An 18,595-nucleotide genomic window follows, 5' to 3' on the forward strand; every position below is an offset into this window, starting at 1 on the left:
ACGAAGAGCACTCCCGCATCCTGTCTGGGCACCGATCAAGATCGGCATCGTGGGCCAGCAGAGGGTGGTAGGTATGGCGGGTTCAAAACCCGTTCGGCGGCAAGAGGTCGCGGATGAAGCCTTGGTCCGATCCCTGTACGAGGAGCACGGTCGCGCGATGCTCGCGTACGCGACGCAGTTGACCAGGGACCGCGCGGCGGCGGAGGACGTCGTCCAGGAAGCGCTGGTGCGGGCCTGGCGCCACCCGGACAGTCTGGTCAACGGCAAGGGCTCGGTCCGGGGATGGCTGCTCACCGTGGTGCGCAACATCGTCACCGACACGGTCCGCGCCCGCCGGGCACGGCCCGCCGAGGTGCCGGAGAGCCCCACGGACGTCGCCGTCCAACGCGACCACGCCGAGCAGGTGGTGGCCTCGGTGGTGGTGGTGGACGCGCTCAACCGCCTGTCCCGCGAGCACCGTGAGGTGCTGGAACAGGTATACCTACTGGGGAGTACAGTCGCGGAGACCGCGAAGGCGCTGGGTATCCCGCCGGGCACGGTCAAGTCACGCTCCTACTACGCACTCCGGGCGCTCCGCGACATCGCAGGTCGCCCAGCCGGGGTGGAACGGTCTGCCTCATGAAATCCGACAGCTCGACGCCGGCCAGTGACCACGTGGACATCGGCGGCTACCTGATGGGCGAGCTCGACCAGGAGCAGGTCCAGCAGGTAGAGGAACACCTGGCGGGCTGCGCGGAGTGCCGGGCCGAGGTCGAGTCGCTGCAGGGGTGGAAGGCGGCACTCGAAGCGGTACCGGAGGCCATGCTCCTTGACGGCCCACCCGAGGGCGGCGACCTGATGTTGCAGCGGACCCTGCGCCAGATCCGCGGCGAATCGTCCGGCCAGCGCCAGCGCCGGAGGCTGCTGCTGAGCAGCGCGGCTGCCGTGGTCGTCGCGGCCGCCATCTCGGGCGGCGTCCTGCTGGGCCGCACGACCGGCGCGTCCCCCGAGAGCACCGCCCAGCCCGCGCCGTCGACGACCACGACCTCCGCCGACCCGGCGACCCGGTACGCCAGCACCACCGACGCGACCACCGGCGCCCGGATCACCGTGGCTGTCACGCCCGCCGCCGGCTGGATACGTGTCAACGCCGCCGTCTCCGGCGTTCCCGCCGGGGAACGCTGCCGACTCATGGTGATCGGCAAGGACGGCAGCACCGTGCAGGCAGGTAGCTGGATCGTGTCCCCGAAGGGAGCGACCGACGGCACCACGCTCGACGGCAGCGCCCTGATCGACCCCGCTCAGGTCGACGCCGTGCGGGTCGAGACCACCGACGGCAAGGCGTACGCCACCGCGAAGATCTAGGCGCCCCGGCAGCCTGCCGGTCGGGGACGGGGTCCGCCCCGGTCCCTACCGGTACTTCTGGAGGCACTGCGTGGTTCCGTCGCCGGTGAAGCCGTCCCGGAACGCCTCCACCCGAGCGAAGCCGGAGGGGATGCCGGCGCCGTTGACGTCCGCGGCGATCAGGCTCCGCGGCCGCAGCATCTCCGCCACCGCCTCGTCCAGATCACCTGGCGACAGTTGCAGGACGGCGCCCCGGCCCGCCACGATCGTCGCCGCCCAGGCCCCGGTCAGACACGCCGTACGCTGCGCCGTGGCCAGACCGGTGAGGGGATAGCCGGCCGCGTGCTGGACGGCCAGCGCGTACCGGGAGGCGACCTCGGCGAACGCCGCGAAGTCCCCGAGCCCGCCGCCCGTCCCCTGCTCGGGCGGAGTGCCGATGCGGGCCAGCTCGGCCACGTCGAGTCCCACCGTGTTCGTCCCCGGGCAGTACGAGGCGGGGGCGGTGCCCCGCACCTCGGCGCACGGCGGTGGGCTCGGGTCGACAGTCGGCGCTGCGGCTCCGGGCCGGTCGAAGGCGGCACGCAGCGTCTGCTCGAGCGCCCGCAGGGCGTTCCGGTCGTCGACCCGCAGGTCCCCGCCGCCCGCGTCCAGCGACGACGCCTGGCCGCTGGCAGGTTGGGTGATCCGCCGCCGGACCTCCGCCTCGTCCATCCGGGCGCACCGGGCCGGGCCCTCGCCGAAGCCGAACTGGAACGCCGAGACCCGGTCGAACGCGTTGCCGTGGGCGCCCTGCGCGTCGAAGCCGGTGCCGGCCGTGTCGCGGATGAAGAAGAGCGTGGCGAGGATCTGGTTGAGCCCAGGTCCCGTGGCGAGCTGGAAGTGGGGCGCGTTGCCCTCGGCGACCCAGCGGAAGACGGCGCCCGCGTAGCAGTCAGCCTGCTGCTCGCTGACGATCGAGCTGGTCCGACCGTCGGCCGTGGCGAGCCGGGACTGCACGGCGTGCCCCACCTCGTGGGCGAGCACGGCCACCACCGCCATCGGCCCGAAGGAGTCGTCGAGGATGGGCAGCAGTTGCCCCCGGTCCCAGGCCACCGAGTCGTCGGCGCGGCAGTAGAAGGCGTTGACCACCCCCGCGGTGCCGGTGCCGCAGACGGTCGTGTCCGGGCCCGTGGAGTCGTACGAGATCAGTCGGACGATGGGCTCGAACCGTCGTCCGAAGGTCGCCGGCAACTCGTCCCTCCAGTACCGCTGCACGTCGTCGACGGCGTTGCGGGCGAGCCGGTCCAGCTCGCCGCCATCACCGCCAACGACCGCCAGGGGAGAGTCCGGCACCCCGGACCGGGGCCCGCTCGTGCCGTCGGTGATCTCCAGACCGGCGACCGTTGTGGCGTTCCACCGCTCGGCCGCACCGGTCCCGTTCACCGACCGTGCGCAGCCGCTCAGCAGGGCAGCCGCCACGAGGGCCGACCCGATGAGGCTCGCCGTCCGCCTCCGACGCATCGTCATGCACCCGTACCTCTCGCTCCTGGTGACCGCCGGCCGGGCCACCGGCGCGGCGCGTACGACGACGGGTGTGCCGGCCCGGCGCGAAGCCGGACCGGCACACCCGTGGTGGGGACGATCGGTCAGTTGAAGCGCACCGACGCCACGGCGTCGTCGAAGCCGATCGTGGCCAGGTCGGCGATGTCACCGTTGATCACCATCGAGCGACCGCTGCAGTCCGGTCCGGTCCAGAGCTTCAGCGAGCCGGGCGCCGCGACGGACGAGGCGACGCCGGGACGGCTCAGGTTCTTGCAACCGCTGCCGGCGGCACCCTGGGAGGCGCCGTTGTCGCTGAAGTTGGCGTCGTCGAAGAGGACGGCGCTGGTGGCGGGGGGAGCCGTCGATCCGCCGGCGTCCGGCGTGGTCTGGTCGTCGGCCGGTACGCCGGCCTTGCCGCCGGTCGGGGTCACGCCGAACCAGGTGCCGCCGACGCCCTGCCCGAGGGTGTCGCCGCGCTTGGCGTCCTTGGCGAAGCGGTAGACGGGCCAGCCGTTGATGGTGACCTGACGGGTGCCATCGGCGCGCTGGACGGTGCCGACGGCCGCCTTCTTGATGCCCGCGATGAAGATCTTGCCGCCCGGGGTGACGGTCACCGGCGGCCAGGTCGACGCGCAGTCACCGGAGCAGTTCGAGGTGGGCGGGTTGTTGCTGTCCTTGTCGAAGCGGTACAGCGTCAGCCCGGCCCCGTTGACCACCACGGGGTTGAGGTCACCGGCCCGGCTCGCGGTCAGCTGGACCCATTTCTGCGCCGTCTGGCGTACGGCCTCGGGCGCGACGCCGCCGTTCGGCACGGCCCAGTCACCGGTGCCGGCCGGCGAGTTGTTGGACTTCGCGGTGCCGGAAAGCAGCGACAGGGCATCGGCTCCGGCTGCGGCTGGCGCGGCCGGGCTGGTGGTCGCCTCGGCGCGCGCCGGCTGCGGCGCCTCCGGGGTCGAGCCGCACGCGGTGAGCGTGGTCAGGCCGGCTGCCAACAGGAGGACGAAGGGCGCGAGGTGCTTGCGCATCATGTCGGGTTCTCCACGGTGTCTACCCGGTTCCAGGACGTCCGGAAGCGGTTCGACATCCACACGGGGCCCGACCGGATCCGGTTCAGCCGCAATCTGTCCCTGATGGACCGGCGGGTTCAGGACGCCGTCAACGCCGCGAGGCGGTCACCGTCGCGTCGATCAGCCAGCGCGAGATGGAGTACGCGGGCGGCAGCTCCGCCGGCAGCGCGTCCAGGCCGAACCAGCGGGCCTCGGTCAGCTCCCGCCCGTCTACCACCGGCTCGGCGTGCGGGTCGGCGGCGGTGGCGGTGAAACCGGCGAGCAGCACGCCGGGGCCGGAGATGGCCCACGGTTGGCTGCCGAAGTAGGTCGGTGGGTCGAGGCTCAGCCCGACCTCCTCGCGGACCTCGCGGTGCGCCGCGGCCTCCAGCGTCTCGCCCGTCTCGACGAAGCCGGCGACCAGCGCCCACAGCCCGGTCGGTCCGGTGGCGTGCCGCACCAGCAACAACTCGTCGGGGTGGCCGGCCGGACCGGGCCGGGTGATCGCGACAAGCACCGCGGCGGAGAGCTGCATCGGCACGTACAGGCCGCAGGCGGGGCAGCGCCGGGACGACTCGCCGGGGACGTCGGCCAGCTCGGCCCGGCAGGCCCCGCACCACCGGTGGGTACGCCGCCAGGTGACCACGGCCAACGCCCGGCCGGCCAGGGTGGCGAGCGGTTCGGGCACCTCGGCCGCCAGCGAGGCCCAGCCGCGCAGTCGGTCGGGAACCTGCTCGCCGGGGGGCAGCTCGGTGGCCCAGACGGGCTCCCCGTCGAGGGTGCCCAGCGGCACCCAGTCGGTGTCGGCGGGCAGGTCAGCGACCCGCAGCAGCCCGCCGGCGGAGCTGGTCAGCAGCTTCGCGCCGGTCACCGGCAGGGCCAGGTCACCGGCGGCGGGCGGCCGGCTCCGGTCGGCCCCCGGCAGGAACCCGCCGGGTGGCGTGGCGGACCGGAACCCGCCGGATGGCGTGGCGGACGCGGGCCCGCCGTGTGCTGCGGCGGACGCGGACCCGACGGCCGGCCCGGTCACGCGCCGCCCGGCCGGCGGTCGACCACCCCGGCCCCGGCCGGCACGTCGAACGCGCTGTCGTCCACCCTTTCGGTGTAGCGGCTCAGCGCGAGCTCCATGGGCTTGCCGTCGACCGGCCCGGTGAAGCTGCCGAGCACGCCCTCGGTGGTCACGCAGGCGGTGAAGTCGCCGGACGGCGACCCCTGCACCTCGACGCAGGCGGCGTGGTGCCCGGCGACGGTGGTGTCGCTCTGCTTGATGACCACCTGCGGGTCGAGCGCGGCGGCGGTCAGCAGCCCGACCACAACGGGTGGGGTGGCGAGGCCCTGCCGGTTGGCCTCGCCGAAGAGCATCACGGTGGGCTTGCTGCCCGGGGTGGGTGGGTCGACAAGCGTGCACTCGGGGCGGGCGCCGGTCGTCGTGCACCTGGTGATGGCCTCCGGGGTGACGGTGAGTCGCCCGCCCGGGTAGGTGTACGCGGACCGGGCCGGATCCTGCGCCTGCACGATCGCGGCGCTCTGGCCGCCCGGGAGCTGGTAGTCGGCCGAGTAGGTCAGCTCCAGCGCCCGGTCGAGCCGGGCGGCGAGGTCGTTGACGAGTTCCGAGCGACCCATGGCGACTCCGGCGTCCTCGAATGTCTGACAGCCGGTGACCGTGAGCGACGCGATGACCGACACGGCGAGCATGCGGAGGGTGGTCGAGGCGGCGGGCATGACGACAAGCCTGGTGGATCTGGTCCGCGCAGCGCAAACCCGTTGCCGGTTGACGCCCGGAAATCCGGGAATGTCCGTCACCGTGGGGCGACTCGGGTGCGCGGGCGACGCCGTGCCCGTTCGCGCGGCCCGATACGCTGCGTTCAACACCTGCCTCAGCCGCACCGTCGCGGCCCACCCACGGACCGGATCACAACAACGAGGAGCGACTTAGTGGCAACCATCGAGGGAATCGTCGCCCGGGAGATTCTCGACTCGCGGGGCAACCCGACGGTCGAGGTCGAGGTCGGCCTGGACGACGGCACGGTCGCCCGCGCCGCCGTGCCCTCCGGCGCCTCCACCGGCGCCTTCGAGGCGATCGAGCTGCGCGACGGTGACGCCGACCGCTACCAGGGCAAGGGCGTGGAGAAGGCGGTCTCCAACGTCGAAGACAAGATCGTCGACCAGATCATCGGGTACGAGGCCAGCGAGCAGCGGCTGATCGACCAGAAGATGCTCGACATCGACGGCACCGACAGCAAGTCGGAGCTGGGCGCGAACGCCATCCTCGGGGTCTCCCTGGCGGTGGCGAAGGCCGCTGCCGGCAGCGCCGAGCTGAGCCTCTTCCGTTACCTGGGCGGCCCGAACGCCCACCTCCTGCCCGTGCCGATGATGAACATCCTCAACGGTGGCGCGCACGCCGACTCGAACGTCGACATCCAGGAGTTCATGGTCGCGCCGATCGGCGCGCCGACCTTCCGGGAGGCGCTGCGCTCGGGCGCGGAGGTCTACCACGCGCTGAAGTCGGTGCTGAAGAAGAAGGGCCTGTCGACCGGGCTCGGCGACGAGGGTGGCTTCGCGCCGAACCTGCCGACGAACGCGGCGGCCCTGGACCTGATCGCCGAGGCGGTCGAGAAGGCCGGCTACCGGCTCGGCACCGACATCGTGTTCGCGCTCGACGTGGCGGCCACTGAGTTCTTCGACAACGGCACCTACACCTTCGAGGGTGCCGCGAAGTCCGCCGAGGAGATGAGCAACTACTACACGAAGCTGGCCGGTGACTACCCGATCGTGTCGATCGAGGACCCGCTGGCCGAGGACGACTGGAGTGGCTGGCAGACGCTGACCGCCTCGATCGGCGACCGGGTGCAGATCGTCGGTGACGACCTGTTCGTCACCAACCCGCAGCGCATCGCCCGCGGCATCGCCGAGAAGTCGGCAAACGCGGTCCTGGTCAAGGTCAACCAGATCGGTTCGCTGACCGAGACCCTGGACGCCGTGGACCTGGCCCACCGGGCCGGTTTCAAGTGCATGATGAGCCACCGTTCCGGCGAGACCGAGGACACCACAATCGCCGACCTGGCGGTGGCCACCGGCTGCGGCCAGATCAAGACCGGCGCGCCGGCCCGCTCGGACCGCGTCGCGAAGTACAACCAGTTGCTCCGGATCGAGGAGGAGCTGGCCGACGCGGCGCGCTACGCCGGCGCTGGCGCGTTCCCGCGCTACCGTTCGGCCTGAGACGCGCGAAGCCTCGGGGGAGGGGTGTGACGATGCAGCAGCGCCGCACACCGGGTGGTCAGCGTCCCGCCCGCCGGCCGGGTCAGTCCGGTCGGCCGGGCGGTGGCCGGGCCACCCGGGGATCGGTCCGCGAGACCGGCGTACGCGCCGAGCCGCGCGGCACCGCTGGTCGGGCTCCGGGCGGGGCCCGGGGCGCCGAGGGCGTCCGCTCCGCGAATCGTCCGGCCGCCGCTCGGCGTACCGCCGCCGGTGGCGCCGTCAAGCGGCTCACCGCACCCCACCCCCGTCGCTTCACCGGTCGGGCCACCGTGCTGTTCGCGGTCCTGATCGCGCTCGCGCTGGCCTACACCTACCCGGTCCGCGTCTACCTGGACCAGCAGGCCGACATCGAGCGGATGGAGGCGGCCCAGGCGGTGCAGGAGGCGGAGATCGCCAAGCTGGCCGCCGAGGCCGAAAACTGGAAAGACCCGGCCTACATCAAGACGCAGGCTCGGGAGCGGTTCTTCATGGGCCCGCCGGGCGAGAAGATGATGGTGGTGCTGCACGACCCGGAGGGCGCTGCCCGGGACGCCGGGAAGTCGGCCGGTTCGGCCGCCCCGGCCGGGCCGTCGACCTGGTACGACACGCTCTGGTCGAGCGTGCAGGCGGCGGACAGCCAGCAGCCGGGCAAATGATCCACCGACCAGCACACCAGGAGAGATGGCACCGTGACTGTCGTACCACCGTCGGAGCCGGCGGCGGATTCCGTACCCCCGCCGCAGCGTGAGCCGGCCACCGAGGCTGACCTGGCCGCGGTGGGCGCGCAGCTCGGCCGGACGCCCCGGGGCACCCGGGCGGTGGCGCACCGTTGCCCGTGCGGCCTCCCGGACGTGGTGGAGACGACTCCCCGTCTCGCCGACGGCACTCCGTTCCCCACTCTCTACTACCTGACCTGCCCCCGTGCCACAGCGGCGTGCAGCCGACTGGAGTCGGCGGGGCTGATGAAGGACATGGCCGACCGGTTGACGACGGATCCCGAGTTGGCCGCCCACTACCGTGCCGCGCACGAGGACTACCTCACCCGCCGGGAGGCGATCGGCGAGGTGCCGGAGATCGCCGGCATCTCGGCGGGTGGGATGCCGGGCCGGGTGAAGTGCCTGCACGTGCACCTGGGGCACGCGCTGGGCGCCGGCCCCGGGGTGAACCCGTTCGGTGACGAGACGTTGCAGCTGGTCGAGCCCTGGTGGACCGCCGGCCCGTGCGTGGACGTGCCGGCGGGCGAGTGAACGTCCAGACCGGGTCGTCGGCGCCCGAGAGTCAGATCCTGGTGCGGCGGGCCCGCACCGGTGACGTGCGCGGCATCCGGCGGCTTGTCGACACCTACACCAACGACCGGCGGCTGTTGAGCAAGGCGACAGTCACCCTCTACGAGCAGGTGCAGGAGTTCCGGGTGGCGGTCCGCCCCGCCGACGGCGCAGTGGTGGGTTGCGGCGCGCTGCACGTCATGTGGGAGGACCTGGCCGAGATCCGTACGGTCGCGGTGGACCCGGTCTGTCGGGGCCGGCGGATCGGGCACCGGCTGGTGGACGAGCTGATCAGCGCGGCCCGCGAGTTGGGGGTGGCCCGGATCTTCGTGCTCACCTTCGAGACGCGGTTCTTCGGCGCGTTCGGTTTCCAGGAGATCGACGGCGCGCCGGTGCCGCAACCGGTGTACGAGCAGTTGCTGCGCTCGTACGACGAGGGTGTCGCGGAGTTCCTGGACCTGGAGCGGGTCAAGCCGAACACGCTGGGTAACACCCGGATGCTGCTGCGCCTGTAGTCCGGCCCCCCGCGGAGCACGCCACCGCGCTGCGGTCCGCCGGTCGGGTGGCCAGCGACCGGGAGGGCGGGGCGGTTCGGCATCACCTGACCGCGCTCGGCCCGGAGTTGTCGAGGGGCTCGTCCGGCGACTCGGCCGGGAGGCGGACGCCCGGCCAAGCCGCGGGTCAGCCGCCCGTCCTGCCGTAAGGTTGCTGCCGTGACGACGCGTGTGGCGGCCATCGACTGCGGGACCAACTCGATCCGACTGCTTGTCGCCGACCTGCCCGAGGGGTCCACCGGGTCGTCGGCGCCGCTCGTCGACCTGACCCGGCGGATGGAGATCGTCCGGCTCGGCCAGGGCGTCGACCGCACCGGCCGGTTGGCCCCGGAGGCGATCGAACGGACCCGGGTGGCGCTGGCGTCGTACGCGGCGGACATCGAGAAGCTGGGCGCGGAGCGGGTGCGCATGTGCGCCACCTCGGCCTCCCGGGATGCCGCCAACGCCGACGACTTCACCGAGATGGTGCGGGGCACCCTCGGCGTCGCGCCGGAGGTGGTCACCGGCGACGAGGAGGCCCGGCTGTCGTTCACCGGCGCGGTGCGCGGCCTGCCGGCCGACGCGAAGGAGCCGTTCCTTGTCGTCGACATCGGCGGTGGTTCGACCGAGTTCGTGGTCGGTGACCGGGCCGCTGGGGTGCGCGCGGCGATCTCGGTGGACATCGGCTGTGTCCGGATGACCGAGCGGCACCTGCCCGGCGACCCGCCGACGCCCGAGCAGGTCGCGGCGGCAGAGGCCGACATCGCGGCCGCGGTGGACCGGGCGCTCGCCGTGGTGCCCGGCCGCGAGGCGGCCACCCTGGTCGGCCTCGCCGGGTCGGTCACCACAGTGGTCGCGATCGCGCAGGGCCTGCGGGAGTACGACCCGGAGCGCATCCACCACGCCCGGGTGTCGTACGAGGCGGTCGCCCAGGTGACAGCGGACCTGCTGGGCCAGACCCGTGAGCAGCGGTTGGCGATCCCGGTGATGCATCCGGGCCGGGCCGACGTGATCGGCGCGGGTGCGCTGGTGCTCCGCGTGATCATGGAGCGGGCCGGGATGCCGTCGGTGGTCGCCTCGGAGCACGACATTCTCGACGGCATCGCCTGGAGCCTCCAGCCAGCCACGCGCTGACGAACCTGATCGACTCGGCTTCGAGGAAGTCGGGGTGTCCGGGTCACCTGGATGCGCCGACTTCCGGGAATCCGAGTGGATCTTGCCAGCGCCAGCCCCAGCGCGTGTCAGGGGGGAAAGCGTTGACGCTACTTCGCATTGCGCAGTAGTGTGCATTGCGTGGACACCACACAGTTGCTGAAGGGCGTGCTCGACATGGCCGTCCTGGCCGTCCTCCGGGAGGAGGACGGTTACGGTTACGACATCCTGCGCCGGTTGCGCGAGGCCGGCCTGGAAGAGGTCGGCGACGCCTCGGTCTACGGGACGCTGCGCCGGCTCTTCGCCGCCGGCCTGCTCACCACCTACGTCGTGCCGAGCGAATCCGGGCCGCACCGCAAGTACTACTCACTCAACGCCGCGGGGCGTGACCAGTTGACCCGCTCCGGCAAGCTCTGGCGCTCGTTCGCCACCACAATGGACAGTCTGCTCGACGATCGGGGGATGGCGGCATGACCGTCGCGGAGCAGGAGATCACCGACTATGTGGCGCGGGTCCGGGCCGCTCTGGCCGACCTACCGACCACGCAACGCGACGAGCTGATCGAGGATCTCGCCGACCACCTCAGCGAGGTGGCCGCCGAGGCCGAGGGCACTCTCGTCGAGCGGCTGGGCGAGCCCGAGACGTACGCGGCGGAGCTGCGCGCCGCGGCCGGCGCCACCCCGGGCGGTGGGCGCAACCTCGACCAGCGGGTCGCCACCGCGATGGTCCGGCTCCGCAGCCGGCTGGGCGCTGTCGACACCCGGCTCGGTCCACCCCTGGGGTACGCGAACGCCAGCGACTTCCTCCGCCTGCTGCGCCCGGCCTGGTGGGTGCTGCGTGGCTATCTGGCTGCGATGCTGCTCACCGCGATCACCACCGGCGGTGACTCCTACGGTCTGCTGCCCCGGTTTGGTGGCGAGTTGCTCGCCGGCATGCTCATGCTGGGCGGCCTCGTGCTCGCCTCCATCTGGCTCGGTCGCCGCTCCGCCCAGCTGACCCGCTGGCCGCGGTCGGCGCTTCAGGTCGGCAGCGCGGTGCTTGTGATCTTCGCGCTCTCCGCCCTGGTGAATCTCGAGGGCCGGCTCGACCGCGGCTACTACTACGACCAGACCTCGGTCGACAGCCAGTACAGCCAGATCCGGGACGTCTTCGTCTACGACAGTGAGGGTCGGCTGGTGGAGAACGCCCGGCTCTTCGACCAGGACGGCAATCCGATCCGCCTCGGCTACCCGGACTGCGAAGGTCGGGTCGACGAGTACGGCAACCCGCTGCTGCGGCCGTACCCGTACTGCGTGGGCCGGGCGCCCTTCGGCCCTCGCGGTCCGGCCGGGTCCAACCCCACCGTGGCGCCGCCCGCGCCCAGCACGCTGCCAGCGGAGCCGACCAGCACGCCGGGGGCCGGGCCGACCAGAACGACGGGGGCCGGACCGACCAGCACGCCGACGGGGGGCGGACCGACGACCGGCGAGCCCTCGGTGGAGCCGACCGCGACACCGAGCCCCACCCCGACGAGCTGAGTCGCGGTGTGAATTGGATCATGCGAGCGAGGCTGGGAAATAACTGAACGGACGAGGCGAGCGGGACGACACCGGAAATCAATGATCGTTACGGTGTCGTCTGCTCATCAACCCCTCGGAAGGAACCCCCGTGCCAGACCAGGTCGCAACGCCCCCCGCGTCCGACGCCGCACCAGCTGAGCCGGCCGTCCAGACGCCGCAGCCTTCCGAGCCGCAGGCTGCGGTGTCACGTCCGGCCGAGTCGGAGTCGGCCGGGCCGGAGTCGACCGAGTCGCGTCCGGCAGGGCCGCAGCCGACCGAGCCGGAGCTGGCCGAGCCGAAGCAAGCCGAGCCGAAGCAAGCCGAGCCGAAGTCGGCCGAGCCGAAGTCGGCCGAGCCGAAGTCGGCCGAGTCGCGTCCGGCCGAGCCGAAGTCGGCCGAGCCGGAGTCGGTCGGGCCGGAGTCGACCGGGCCGGAGTCGACCAAGTCGCGTCCGGCAGAGCCGCAGTCGGCCGGGTCGGAGCCGGCCGGGTCGGAGTCGGCCGGGTCGGAGTCGGCCGAGCCGAAGTCGGCCGAGCTGGAGTCGGCCGAGCTGGAGTCGGCCGAGCCGGAGGCGAAGAAGTCCGGTGCGAAGAAGGCGCTCGGCATCGCCGGCGCGATCCTCGCGGTCGTCGTCGTCGCCGGCCTGAAGTTCGGTGTCGTCTCGGCGATCGGCAACGTCGTCAATAAGGACGAGACGGCTTCCGCCAAGGCCGGCGACTGCATCGCCAAGCTGCCCGAGGTCACCGGCACCAAGCAGGAGAAGGTCACGGACGCCCGGATCGTCGAGTGCTCCTCCACCGAGGCGGCGTACAACGTGGTCGGTCGGGTCGAAGACCAGACCGAGGCCCAGGCCAGGGCCGACACCGCCTGTGAGCAGTACTTCAAGCCGGACGAGGAGGGCTACATCTACTCCAGCATCATGCCCGGCAAGACGGGTTACGTGCTCTGCCTGACCAAGAAGGCCTGAACACAGCGGTAGATCAGCATCGACGGCGGCGGGAGTCCACCCCGCCGCCGTCGGCGTACCCGGAGTCACCGGCGGGCGAACGGGAGGTGAATGCCACTGTTCCGGCGTCTTCCCGGCGGCGGCGCGGCATGGCAGGCTTTCGGCACTAGGACCACTGGGCGACCAGCCAACGATGACTGACCGCTAGGAGGACGGCCCATGGGCGAAATGGTGACCTACCGCAGCAACGGGGGTACGAGCGAGGGGTATCTCGCGATACCCGCCAGTGGCATGGCCAGCCCCGCCGTCATCGTCATCCAGGAGTGGTGGGGCCTGGTTCCGCACATCAGGTCGGTCGCGGAGCGGTTCGCCGAGGCCGGTTTCGTCGCTCTCGCTCCGGACTTCTACCACGGTGAGACGACGAGCGAGCCGGACGAGGCGCAGCGGCTGCTGATGGCGATGCGGATGGACGAGGCGGCGAAGGACATCGCCGGCGCGGCCGACTATCTCGCCGAGCGGCCCGAGGTCACCGGTAAGGTCGGTGCCGTGGGCTTCTGCGCCGGTGGCAGCCTCGCCCTCTGGTCGGCCACCGTCTCCGAGCGGATCGTCGCGACCGCCGGTTTCTACCCGGTGCTGCCGTGGGAGTCGATGCGCCCCGACTGGGCCGACTACGCCGGCAAGGCCGCTGTCATCCACTGCTCCGAAGAGGACGGCACCTCGGCCGCCGACGGCGTGCAGACCGCCCGCCGGGCCATCGAGGAGGCCGGCGGCGACTGCCACCTCTACGACTATCCGGGCACCTCGCACGCCTTCTTCAACGACGACCGACCGGAGGCGTTCGACCAGCGCGCCGCCGCCAGCGCCTGGGCCCGCACCCTGGAACTCTTCCGGGCCAAGCTTGGCTGAGTCGCGTACCCCCGAGCAGGTGGTCGCCCGCGCGGCGCGGGCGACCGACCTGGCCGACCTGGACGCGGCGGTGAGCGACTGTTTCGCCTGCCCCCGCTTGGTCCAATGGCGGGAGGAGGTCGCTCGCACCCGCCGGGCCGCCTTCCGCGACCAGGAGTACTGGGGCCGCCCGGTGCCGGGCTTCGGCACCGGCGACGCGCGGATCGCCATTCTCGGGCTGGCACCCGCCGCGCACGGCGGCAACCGCACGGGCCGGATCTTCACCGGTGACCGGTCCGGTGACGTGTTGTTCGCCGCGCTGCACCGGGCCGGGCTGGCCAACCAGCCGACCAGCGTCGCCGCCGACGACGGGCTCGCCCTGCGGGACCTGCGGATCTTCTCGGCTGTCCGGTGTGCGCCTCCGGACAACAAGCCGACCCCGCAGGAACGGGACAACTGCGCGCCCTGGCTGCACCGCGAGGTCACGCTGATCCAGCCCACGCTGCGTGTCGTCGTCGCGCTCGGCGCGTTCGCCTGGGCCTCGTGGTGGCCGGTGCTTCGCCAGGTGTACGGGCAGCGCCCGCCCAGCCCGCGACCGGCGTTCGGTCATGGGGCACACTGGTCCGGCACAGCCGCTCCGGACTTGCTGGGCTGCTACCACGTCAGCCAGCAGAACACCTTCACCGGGCGGCTGACACCAAAGATGCTGGACGACGTCTTCGACCAGGCTAAGCAGCTGGCCGGGGTGGACTGAGACGCGCGTGGGGTGGTGGCGATGACAGACGGAACACGCCCTCCCACCCCGTTGCGGGCTGCCGAGCCGGGGGTGTTGCGCCCGGCGCTCGGCCTGCTTCGCCGGTGGTGGCCGGTCGCCGCGGTCGCCGCACTGCTCGCCGGTGCCGCGCTGGCGTCCGCGCACTCGTCGATCGGGGCCAGCCGGATCCCGCCGGCTGCGGACAACGTCCCGTGGGTACCCGAGTACCCGACCGCCGAGCCGTCGCCGTCCATTCCGGTCGAGCCGCGTACGGCCGGTGAGGCCACCCAGGCGCACATCCCGCAGTGGATCGCCACCGTGGCGGTGGTGCTGCTCGGCCTGGCCATTCTCGCCGCCATCGGTTACCTGTCCTGGATTCTGATCCGGGGCGCTCTGCGACGCACCACCCGGGCCCTGCCGGCGCAGCGGGCCCGGCGTACCGCCGAGGGCACCGCCAACGAGGTGGTGGCCGCCCTCGACGCCGGCCTGTTGGAGCTCGACGACCGGGACACCGACCCCCGGGTGGCGGTGATCGCCTGCTGGGTGCGCCTGGAGGAGGCCGCCGCGGCGGCCGGCGTGCCACGGCTCGCCGGGGACACCCCCACCGACCTGGTCAGCCGGCTGCTGCGCGGTGACCCGGCGGCCGGCGTTCCGGCGATCGTCAGCACCGACGTGCTCGCCGAGTTCGCGCACGTCTACCGGGAGGCCCGTTACGCGACCCGCCCGGTCGACGAACGCACCCGCGACCAGGCCCGCGCCGCACTTCGTCGGCTGCGTGGAGAGCTCACGGCGGTGACCCATGAGTAGCACCAGCATCGACGACCTGCTTGCGTTCGAGGAGGAGGCCGCGCCGAGAGGCCCGGAGGCGCCCCGCTCCCGGACCGGCCCGGTGCTGCGCGCCCTCGCGTGGGCCGCCGCGGTCGTCGCGGTGCTGCTCGTCGGCCTCCGCGCGGTTGGCCTCCAGGTCTCGCTGCCCGTACTCGTCGCCGGGGTGCTCGCCGTGCTGGCGGTTCGCCGGGTCACCGCCCTGCTCGCGCCGCCACCCTCGCTGCCGACGGGTGGCCGGGGCGGGACGGGCGAGGAGGACGGCAACTACAACTGGGGTGCCCGGGACGCGTTGCGCACCGCGATCAACCGCTGGGAATGGCCGTTGGACTGGTCCACGACCCGACCCGAACGTTTCACCGGGGTGGTCCTGCCCCGGATCGGTGAACTGGCCGACGAGCGGATGCGCCTGAAGCACGGCGTCACCCGCGAGTCGGATCCGGCCCGCGCCCGTGTCCTGCTGGGTGACCGGCTGTGGACGTTCCTGGAGACCCCGCCTCGCCGCACCCCGTCGCCACGCGACCTCGCGGTGATCGTCGCCGAACTGGAGAAGATCTGATGAACGACGTGGACCGGAGCATTGCCCCCGCCGAGGTCGGCCACCTGGCTCGGGCCGTCCTGGACGCGGTCGGCACCGTCGTGGTCGGCAAGCGGGACGCGTTGGAGCTGGTCCTCGCCGGCATCCTGGCGGGCGGTCACGTGCTGCTCGAGGATCTGCCGGGGCTGGGCAAGACGCTCACCGCACGCTCGTTCGCCCAGGCGCTGGGCCTGGACTTCCGCCGGTTGCAGTTCACCCCCGACCTGCTCCCCGCCGACGTCACCGGCTCGTTCCTCTACGACCAGCGCAACGGCGACTTCACCTTCCGGGCCGGGCCGGTCTTCACCAACCTGCTGCTCGCCGACGAGATCAACCGGACGCCGCCGAAGACCCAGTCCGCGCTGCTGGAGGCGATGCAGGAGAAGCAGGTCTCGGTGGAGGGGGTGACCTACAAGCTGGACGAGCCGTTCCACGTGCTGGCCACCGCCAACCCGATCGAGTACGAGGGCACGTACCCGCTGCCCGAGGCCCAGCTGGACCGGTTCCTGCTGCGGGTCTCCTTCGGTTACCCGGAGCACGAGGAGGAGTGGGAGGTGCTCCGCCGCCGGATGAGCCGCCGTCGGGAGGAGGCGGACATCAAGCCGGTGGTCGACGCCGCCACGCTGCGGGCCATGCAGGCCGCCCTGGAGGACGTGGTGGTGGAGGACTCCATCGGCCGCTACATCGTCTCCCTCACCGCGGCGACCCGGGAGCACCCGTCGGTGCTGGTCGGCGCGTCGCCTCGTGGTTCGTTGGCGCTGCTGCTGCTGGCCCGGGTCCGCGCGGTGTTCGGCGGACGGGACTACGTGGTGCCGGAGGACGTCAAGGAGGTGGCGGCTCCCGCCCTGGCCCACCGGATCACCCTGCGCCCGGAGATGTGGTTGCGCCGGGTCGACCCGGCGTTCGTTGTCGGCGAGGTGCTGGAGGCCACCCCCGCCCCGGCGAGTGGCGCGCTGCCCAGCTACGCCGCGGGCGGGCCTCGGCGCTGATGACCGGACCGACAGTGCCGATGGCCACCGAGCCGGAACCGGCTGCCGGCTGGGCGCCCACCCGGGCGCTCGGCCGGGCGGTGCTGCTCGCCGGTCTGCTGCTGGTGGCGGGGGTGCTGCTGGGGCGGGTCGACCTGATCGTGCTGGCCGCCCCGTTCGCGCTGGGCACCGCGTACGCGCTGCGCCGACGGCCGACGGCGCTGCCGCAGGTGTGGATCACGCAGGGCGAGGACGGGCCGCTTGTCGAGGGCGGCGACGTGACGGCGGCGGTGAGCGTCGGCAATCCGGACACTGTGGACTACGACCTCGTGGTGGTGCGTTCCCGCGTGTCGCCGTGGCTGCGCATCGACCGGGCCGGCTTCGCCCTGGACGGGATCGTCGACGACGCGCCGCCCGCCGCCACGACACCGACCGGCGGTGGGGCGCCGGCCGGCGGCCGGGGCCGTTCCATCGCCGACCGGCCGTTCGTGACGTCGGTGCCCACCGCGACGGTGGCGGATCTGGAACTGGCCGGGCACGCCCTGCGCTGGGGTCGGCACCCGGTGGGACCGGCCGGTGCCCGGGTCGCCACGGCGGGCGGCCTGCTGGTCTCCCGGGCGGTGCTCACCGAGCCGGTCCGGGTGCGGGTGTACCCGCGTACCGAGCCGTTCGAGGCCGTCGAGGCGATGCCCCGCGCCGCCGGGCTGGTCGGGGCGCACCACTCCCGCCGGCCCGGCGAGGGCGGCGAGCTGGCCGGGGTACGGATCTTCGCCCCGGGGGACCGGCTGCGCCGCATCGACTGGCGGGTGTCGTTGCGCGCCCGGCAGTTGCACGTGGCAGCCACGCTCTCCGACCGCGACGCGGAGGTGGTGGTGCTGCTCGACGTGCTGGCCGAGGCCGGTCGCTCCGGCGGGGTGAGCGGCGCGGCCTCGGTGCTGGACACCACCGTCCGGGCCACGGCCGCGATCGCCGAGCACTACCTGCACCGCGGCGACCGGGTCTCCCTGCTGGAGTACGGGCCGGCGGCTCGCCGACTGCGCCCGGCCGCCGGGCGTCGGCAGTACCTGACAGTGCTGGAGTGGCTGCTCGACGTGCACGTCCACCCGTCCTCGCACGAGCCGTACGACCAGGTGTTCGGCCCGCAACTGCTCTCCTCGGACGCGCTGGTGGTGGTGTTGACTCCGCTGCTCGACGAACGGTCGGCGCAGATGCTCGCCCGACTGGCCCGCGCCGGCCGGTTCGTGGTGGCCGTCGACACGCTGCCGACCGACCTGTCGTCGCCGAAGAACCAGGGCTGGGCCGAGGTGGCGTACCGGCTGTGGCGCCTGGATCGGGACGTCATGATCGGACAGCTCCGGGAGCACGGCGTACCGGTGGTGCGCTGGGCCGGTGCCGGCAGTCTGGACCAGGTGCTGCGGGACGTGGCCCGGTTGGCGACGGCTCCGAGGGTTGGTGGCAGATGATCGACGCGGTGACCGGGCGGGTTCGGGCCGCCCAGTACGCGGTGGCCCGCATCAGCGCCGCCCCGCTGCTGGTCCGGGCCGGGATCTTCGTCGTCGTGCTTGCCGGGTTCGCCCTCGCCTTCCCCGCCGAGGTGCTTTCCGGCCGGCCACTCCTGTTCCTGGCTGTCGCCGCGCTGTTTCCCGCGTTCGGTCCGCGCCGGGTCTGGGCGGTCTTCACGGCGTTGGTCACGGTCGGCGGCTGGTTGCTCGCCACCGACGGGTACGGCCGCCCGGTGGCCCTCTGGCGGCTGCTCGCCGTGGCCGCCCTGCTCTACCTGGCGCACACCCTCTGCGCGCTTGCCGCACTGTTGCCCTACGACGCGGTGGTGGACCCCGCGCTGATCACCAGGTGGTTGCTGCGGGCGGGCGGTGTCCTGCTGGGCACCGCGGTGTTGGGGGTGCTGTTGTTGCAGGCCGCGGGCATGGGTGGGGAGGCCGGATACCAGTGGGTGACAGTGCTGGGGCTGCTGCTGGCCGTGGGCACCGCGGCGTTGCTGGGCTGGCTGCTGCGACGGCGGTGACC

General features: G+C 72.7%; 21 protein-coding genes. 17 read left to right on the forward strand and 4 right to left on the reverse strand.

Annotation, left to right across the window (positions count from 1 at the left end; genetic code table 11):
- Positions 1-121: 121 nt before the first annotated feature.
- Entirely contained in the window at positions 122-622 is a 501-nt protein-coding gene (locus ACQPWW_RS04945; RefSeq protein ID WP_433129560.1) for a sigma-70 family RNA polymerase sigma factor, read from the forward strand.
- Entirely contained in the window at positions 619-1,344 is a 726-nt protein-coding gene (locus tag ACQPWW_RS04950; protein WP_433129562.1) for an anti-sigma factor family protein, read from the forward strand. Before ACQPWW_RS04945 ends, ACQPWW_RS04950 begins: the two co-directional genes overlap by 4 nt.
- A 45-nt stretch (positions 1,345-1,389) precedes the next feature.
- On the opposite strand, the gene ACQPWW_RS04955 is transcribed toward ACQPWW_RS04950, so the two are convergent.
- The 4 genes from ACQPWW_RS04955 to ACQPWW_RS04970 form a co-directional block, all read right to left on the reverse strand.
- On the reverse strand, positions 1,390-2,829 hold the full coding sequence (locus ACQPWW_RS04955; protein WP_433129564.1) for a neutral zinc metallopeptidase: 1,440 nt from the start codon (positions 2,827-2,829) through the stop codon (positions 1,390-1,392).
- Positions 2,830-2,948: 119 nt separating this feature from the next.
- Positions 2,949-3,872 carry a hypothetical protein gene (locus ACQPWW_RS04960; protein WP_433129566.1) on the reverse strand — a complete coding sequence of 308 codons (924 nt, stop codon included), beginning with the start codon at positions 3,870-3,872 and terminating at the stop codon, positions 2,949-2,951.
- Positions 3,873-3,999: 127 nt separating this feature from the next.
- Positions 4,000-4,920 carry an NAD(+) diphosphatase gene (locus ACQPWW_RS04965; protein WP_433129568.1) on the reverse strand — a complete coding sequence of 307 codons (921 nt, stop codon included), beginning with the start codon at positions 4,918-4,920 and terminating at the stop codon, positions 4,000-4,002.
- Entirely contained in the window at positions 4,917-5,612 is a 696-nt protein-coding gene (locus tag ACQPWW_RS04970; protein ID WP_433129570.1) for a hypothetical protein, read from the reverse strand. The genes ACQPWW_RS04965 and ACQPWW_RS04970 overlap by 4 nt, the downstream gene beginning before the upstream one ends.
- 213 nt (positions 5,613-5,825) lie before the next feature.
- Between ACQPWW_RS04970 and eno the strand changes: the two genes are divergently transcribed.
- From eno to ACQPWW_RS05045, 15 genes are all read left to right on the forward strand, one after another.
- On the forward strand, positions 5,826-7,109 hold the full coding sequence (gene eno / locus ACQPWW_RS04975; protein WP_184181511.1) for a phosphopyruvate hydratase: 1,284 nt from the start codon (positions 5,826-5,828) through the stop codon (positions 7,107-7,109).
- Between the two features lie 32 nt (positions 7,110-7,141).
- A complete protein-coding gene (locus tag ACQPWW_RS04980; protein WP_433129572.1) occupies positions 7,142-7,783 on the forward strand; it encodes an FtsB family cell division protein in 642 nt (213 codons plus the stop codon).
- A gap of 33 nt (positions 7,784-7,816) precedes the next feature.
- Positions 7,817-8,374, forward strand: a complete 558-nt coding sequence (locus ACQPWW_RS04985) for a DUF501 domain-containing protein (RefSeq protein WP_433129574.1) — start codon at positions 7,817-7,819, stop codon at positions 8,372-8,374.
- Entirely contained in the window at positions 8,371-8,907 is a 537-nt protein-coding gene (locus tag ACQPWW_RS04990; protein ID WP_433129576.1) for an amino-acid N-acetyltransferase, read from the forward strand. The genes ACQPWW_RS04985 and ACQPWW_RS04990 overlap by 4 nt, the downstream gene beginning before the upstream one ends.
- A 210-nt stretch (positions 8,908-9,117) precedes the next feature.
- A complete protein-coding gene (locus tag ACQPWW_RS04995; protein ID WP_433134150.1) occupies positions 9,118-10,059 on the forward strand; it encodes an exopolyphosphatase in 942 nt (313 codons plus the stop codon).
- A gap of 159 nt (positions 10,060-10,218) precedes the next feature.
- Complete coding sequence (locus ACQPWW_RS05000) at positions 10,219-10,551, forward strand: PadR family transcriptional regulator (RefSeq protein WP_030328782.1); 333 nt, start codon at positions 10,219-10,221, stop codon at positions 10,549-10,551.
- Positions 10,548-11,594 carry an HAAS signaling domain-containing protein gene (locus ACQPWW_RS05005; protein WP_433129578.1) on the forward strand — a complete coding sequence of 349 codons (1,047 nt, stop codon included), beginning with the start codon at positions 10,548-10,550 and terminating at the stop codon, positions 11,592-11,594. Before ACQPWW_RS05000 ends, ACQPWW_RS05005 begins: the two co-directional genes overlap by 4 nt.
- 223 nt (positions 11,595-11,817) lie before the next feature.
- On the forward strand, positions 11,818-12,582 hold the full coding sequence (locus tag ACQPWW_RS05010) for an LppU/SCO3897 family protein (protein WP_433129580.1): 765 nt from the start codon (positions 11,818-11,820) through the stop codon (positions 12,580-12,582).
- 198 nt (positions 12,583-12,780) lie between these two features.
- Positions 12,781-13,467: a dienelactone hydrolase family protein gene (locus tag ACQPWW_RS05015; RefSeq protein WP_433129582.1), complete on the forward strand. Its 687-nt coding sequence runs from the start codon at positions 12,781-12,783 to the stop codon at positions 13,465-13,467.
- On the forward strand, positions 13,460-14,200 hold the full coding sequence (locus tag ACQPWW_RS05020; protein ID WP_433129584.1) for a uracil-DNA glycosylase: 741 nt from the start codon (positions 13,460-13,462) through the stop codon (positions 14,198-14,200). Before ACQPWW_RS05015 ends, ACQPWW_RS05020 begins: the two co-directional genes overlap by 8 nt.
- A 21-nt stretch (positions 14,201-14,221) precedes the next feature.
- Positions 14,222-15,007, forward strand: coding sequence for a DUF4129 domain-containing protein (locus ACQPWW_RS05025; protein WP_433129586.1), 786 nt, complete (start codon positions 14,222-14,224; stop codon positions 15,005-15,007).
- Positions 15,000-15,584 carry a hypothetical protein gene (locus ACQPWW_RS05030; protein ID WP_433129588.1) on the forward strand — a complete coding sequence of 195 codons (585 nt, stop codon included), beginning with the start codon at positions 15,000-15,002 and terminating at the stop codon, positions 15,582-15,584. Before ACQPWW_RS05025 ends, ACQPWW_RS05030 begins: the two co-directional genes overlap by 8 nt.
- Complete coding sequence (locus tag ACQPWW_RS05035) at positions 15,584-16,591, forward strand: AAA family ATPase (protein ID WP_433129590.1); 1,008 nt, start codon at positions 15,584-15,586, stop codon at positions 16,589-16,591. The genes ACQPWW_RS05030 and ACQPWW_RS05035 overlap by 1 nt, the downstream gene beginning before the upstream one ends.
- Positions 16,591-18,033 (forward strand): DUF58 domain-containing protein, encoded by a 1,443-nt coding sequence (locus ACQPWW_RS05040; protein ID WP_433129592.1) that lies wholly within the window; start codon positions 16,591-16,593, stop codon positions 18,031-18,033. The genes ACQPWW_RS05035 and ACQPWW_RS05040 overlap by 1 nt, the downstream gene beginning before the upstream one ends.
- A complete protein-coding gene (locus tag ACQPWW_RS05045) occupies positions 18,033-18,593 on the forward strand; it encodes a hypothetical protein (RefSeq protein WP_433134152.1) in 561 nt (186 codons plus the stop codon). Before ACQPWW_RS05040 ends, ACQPWW_RS05045 begins: the two co-directional genes overlap by 1 nt.
- The last annotated feature ends 2 nt before the right edge of the window (positions 18,594-18,595 follow it).

The sequence above is a fragment of the Micromonospora sp. CA-240977 genome (genome assembly GCF_050942285.1).
GTDB lineage: Bacteria > Actinomycetota > Actinomycetes > Mycobacteriales > Micromonosporaceae > Micromonospora.

Excerpts from the sequence above, each read along its gene's own strand:
- ACQPWW_RS04980 (WP_433129572.1), top strand. The coding sequence starts at position 7,142 with ATGCAGCAGCGCCGCACACCGGGTGGTCAGCGTCCCGCCCGCCGGCCG.
- ACQPWW_RS05030 (WP_433129588.1), top strand. The coding sequence starts at position 15,000 with ATGAGTAGCACCAGCATCGACGACCTGCTTGCGTTCGAGGAGGAGGCC.
- ACQPWW_RS05040 (WP_433129592.1), top strand. The coding sequence starts at position 16,591 with ATGACCGGACCGACAGTGCCGATGGCCACCGAGCCGGAACCGGCTGCC.
- ACQPWW_RS04970 (WP_433129570.1), bottom strand. The coding sequence starts at position 5,612 with ATGCCCGCCGCCTCGACCACCCTCCGCATGCTCGCCGTGTCGGTCATC.
- ACQPWW_RS05025 (WP_433129586.1), top strand. The coding sequence starts at position 14,222 with ATGACAGACGGAACACGCCCTCCCACCCCGTTGCGGGCTGCCGAGCCG.
- ACQPWW_RS05015 (WP_433129582.1), top strand. The coding sequence starts at position 12,781 with ATGGGCGAAATGGTGACCTACCGCAGCAACGGGGGTACGAGCGAGGGG.
- ACQPWW_RS04955 (WP_433129564.1), bottom strand. The coding sequence starts at position 2,829 with ATGACGATGCGTCGGAGGCGGACGGCGAGCCTCATCGGGTCGGCCCTC.
- ACQPWW_RS04960 (WP_433129566.1), bottom strand. The coding sequence starts at position 3,872 with ATGATGCGCAAGCACCTCGCGCCCTTCGTCCTCCTGTTGGCAGCCGGC.
- ACQPWW_RS04950 (WP_433129562.1), top strand. The coding sequence starts at position 619 with ATGAAATCCGACAGCTCGACGCCGGCCAGTGACCACGTGGACATCGGC.
- ACQPWW_RS05035 (WP_433129590.1), top strand. The coding sequence starts at position 15,584 with ATGAACGACGTGGACCGGAGCATTGCCCCCGCCGAGGTCGGCCACCTG.
- ACQPWW_RS05005 (WP_433129578.1), top strand. The coding sequence starts at position 10,548 with ATGACCGTCGCGGAGCAGGAGATCACCGACTATGTGGCGCGGGTCCGG.